The sequence below is a fragment of the Psychrobacter phenylpyruvicus DSM 7000 = NBRC 102152 genome, assembly GCF_000685805.1.
Taxonomy (GTDB): domain Bacteria; phylum Pseudomonadota; class Gammaproteobacteria; order Pseudomonadales; family Moraxellaceae; genus Psychrobacter; species Psychrobacter phenylpyruvicus.
In genome coordinates this window covers 1-2,039 of sequence record NZ_JMKP01000080.1, presented here as the reverse complement: position 1 = coordinate 2,039, position 2,039 = coordinate 1, and the positions used below count along the sequence as shown (strand labels likewise).

The 2,039-nt window shown below is 39.1% G+C and carries 2 protein-coding genes; one reads left to right on the top strand and one right to left on the bottom strand.

Annotated elements, in window-relative coordinates; genetic code table 11:
• The first annotated feature begins 125 nt into the window (after positions 1–125).
• On the top strand, positions 126–1,082 hold the full coding sequence (repM, locus tag G561_RS0113410; RefSeq protein WP_028859985.1) for a replication initiation protein RepM: 957 nt from the start codon (positions 126–128) through the stop codon (positions 1,080–1,082).
• 269 nt (positions 1,083–1,351) lie between these two features.
• Here the strand turns inward: repM and G561_RS0113405 are convergent.
• Positions 1,352–2,039 (bottom strand): DUF2310 family Zn-ribbon-containing protein (locus tag G561_RS0113405; RefSeq protein ID WP_028859984.1); only part of this gene is annotated, 688 nt, incomplete at its 5' end.

Sequence of the window (2,039 nt, the reverse complement as noted above, 5' to 3'; positions counted from 1 at the left end):
CAATAAGACGACGTTTACCTGACAATAAGACGACGTTTACCTGACAATAGACGCAATTTATAATAGTTGCGTTTTAACGCAGAATATATTAATGTCGTCTTATTATTTATAATATGGACGTGAATATGTCTAATCTTGTTGTAAAAACTAACCGTTTAAATACTGTCACACAAAACCTATCGCTTACTGAAGTTCGCATTATGCAATTGGCTATTGTTGATGCAAGGGAAACAGGGAAGGGGTTAAGCACTGACAAACCGCTGACCATATCAGCATCAAGATACGCTGAAGCCTTTGGGGTATCAAGACAGTCTGCATACGAAGCTATACTAAAAGCTGAAAAGAGCTTATTTGATCGCCGTTTCTCATTTCTTGATGACGATGACAAGATGGTTAAATCTCGTTGGGTTCAGCGTGTCAAATATCTTGATGATGAAGCTAGTATTGAGGTGATATTAACTTATGACGTAGTTAAAGAAGTCACACGTATAGATGGATATGAGCAATTTTTTACGCAATACCTGCTAGAACAAACGGCTCACATGAATAGTGCCTATTCGGTGCGGTTGTACGAACTGCTAGTGCAATGGAAGACAGCGAAAAAAACACCTGTGTTTGAGCTACAACAGTTTAGGGAACAATTGGGAGTTGAGAATAATGAATACCAAAGAATGTATGATTTTAAAAATAGGGTGCTAGACGTTGCAGTTAAAGAGATTAACGAGAAAACAGATATTCAGACAAGCTACGATCAAGTGAAAAGAGGACGCAAAATTATTGGGTTTAAGTTTGTTGTTAAAGAGAAACCCAAAAAGACAGAGAATAACCAACGTGACCCTAATACATCAGATATGTTCATGATTGATGGATTGACTGATAAGCAATTGTGGCGTATTAGTCGGCATAAAGAGTTTATAAGTACATATAGTAGTCTTGCCAAAGGCGACGCTGGAAAGAGCTGGTCAGCATACAGCGACTTTATAGTCGGTGAGATTAAGAAAGACGCCTCTAAATTTAGCAAAAAACGCCCTATACGCGAGTATTTAGATGGAAGCGAAGAAGACTATGATTTCTCAAGATAGCGAGAAAAACTGACTACCTAGAATAGTCTGTTATAGGCGGTTTTCTTATAACGGTCTGTTCTAGGTAGTCTATTAATAGGTCTAAGGGGCTTTTTATTTGGTTCCCTTTGGGTATACTGAAAATAAACTTGTCCTGTGCCTGATTCCAGTAAAACACTCTCCGAAAATATCGAGACGATTCACGGTTGGTTACAGATAGTTTGGGTATTATTTTTATCTCTATGCTTGATAGGCTTTATGAGCTTACCACAAATAATTTTTTCATTCGGTCAGTCCTCGCTTTCATCCGACCAATTTTGACTCAACTCACTCACCAAACGACTCTCATCGCATTTAAAATCAATATAGTGATAGGTATTGGCAGGCAATAGCCAATCCTGCCCTGTCAGTGGACATTTTTGTTCCATATCTTCTGCCTTTGTCCAATCACGGTAATTCATTAAAAAATAATAGGTGGGTACACCTGTGCTTTGTTCAATGATACGGCACAATTCTCGACCTATTTTGCTATGCTCAGAATTGGGATTTTGCATTTGCTCTAAGGCAAAGGCTTCACTTACTGGTTGAGAACCAAGCCACAAACGATATAACGCTTCAGCCTGTCGATACCATGACCACACATTATCATAACAAGGGTGATCAGGTTGGGTATATGGGATTTTATATAGAGGAATGCCTTGTAAGGTTACTCCATCTAGTAAAGGCGAACTCCAGCCCCAACGCAACATGTAAAATTCAGATTGCGTTGGTACGGCATAACGGGGAAGAGGATAGTCATGGTCTTCTCCGATATACAAGGTTTGAATGGGTTTACCTGCTAACTGTTCGATTTTATTGTGCATTTCTTGGGCATAGCTGTTCATATTTTTACGGTCAAGGGCATCCATTTCAGGACACACTACAGTCACGCGAGTAATATCATTTTGGCTAACAGCTAAATGATGGTTACGGGGTAAT